At 46.5% G+C, this 1,221-nt stretch carries 1 protein-coding gene; it reads left to right on the top strand.

The genetic code is table 11. From position 1 onward, the window contains the following. Positions 1-43 precede the first annotated feature (43 nt). Positions 44-1,221, top strand: a 1,178-nt coding sequence (locus ACFINH_RS09855; RefSeq protein ID WP_375632990.1) for a DUF4815 domain-containing protein, incomplete at its 3' end; no start/stop codon positions are given.

Here is a 1,221-nt window from a genome sequence, read left to right as displayed (position 1 = left end):
GCCGATGTTCGCGAACAATTCAAGATTTTATTGAGGTTTTAATATGAAGCATGAAAGTGGTTTACCCTTTGCAATTGACAGATCTCGCGGCAAAGAGGAACAACAAAGCGTTGTCTTTTATGGCACGCGTCCCTTTATTCAAAGTGGTGAACTCAATGAGGTTCAAACCATTATAAGGGGGCGGCATGACCGCTTGGGGCGCCTTGTGGCACAAGAAGGAGACCGCGTTGAACGGGCTGATGCTTTTGTCAACAAAGACACAAGGACCGTCACTTTAACGGATGGCAAGATTTATATTGCCGGTGATATTTTCCCCGTTGCACCAGCTGTACTCAACAATGTTGCCATGATTGGGCGCTTGGAAATTGGTGTGAAGCTGCAAAAAAAATGGATAACACACGAAGATGATCCAGAGCTCTTGGGGCAAGTCCCTGGCACCTTAGCAGAAGGAGAGCCCGGAGCGGCACGCGAAACAGCACAGCTTGTTTGGGCACTGAAAGAGGATGCGCAGAATGGCACTTTCTTTCCGGTTTATATTTTACAAGATGGTGTTCTGATTGATCAAAAATCACCCTCACTCCTTGAACCTGCCATGCAAGCTATTGCGACGTACGACCGCGCCCATGGGCATTATATCGTGAGTAGCTGCCGTGTAAGCGCATTGGGAGCCAATAACGGTTGCCAAGTGTTTAGTATTCAAGAAGGAGAAGCCAATATCAATGGCTTTAAACGCAAGCGCCTTGCCGCCTTGCGCCATGAAGAGATGGAAGATTTTTCGACAAGCGTTGTTCCAAGCGAAACGCATATTTTTGCGCCTCCAAAAGGGAAAACAAGTTTTACCTTTAAACCCTATTATTCTCCTATTGCTGATATTCAGTCTCTTTTATTGACAAAAGAAAAAACCGTTAACGTCACCCGTGGTGCTGTTGCCGCTGGGCGTGATGGTGTTCCTGATAAAAGCATCACCGCGTTTATCAAAATCGTTCAAGGAAGCAAGGAATTTAAAGAAGGCACAGATTTTAAAAAAACCGGAGACACCATTGATTGGGCACCCGTGGGAGACGAACCTTTAGCGGGGAGCAGCTATAAGGTGACTTACCGCTATCGCGCAAAAATCACGGCTGATAAAGTAACAGCGCAGGAAATCACTGTCTCAGGTGGGGCGCAAGGTGGTGATATTATCGTCAGTTACACTTACAAATTACCCCGCATTGACCGTAT

It is taken from the genome of Bartonella sp. AA74HLJMH (genome assembly GCF_042197045.1).
GTDB lineage: Bacteria > Pseudomonadota > Alphaproteobacteria > Rhizobiales > Rhizobiaceae > Bartonella.
This window is presented reverse-complemented; position numbering and strand designations above follow the sequence as displayed.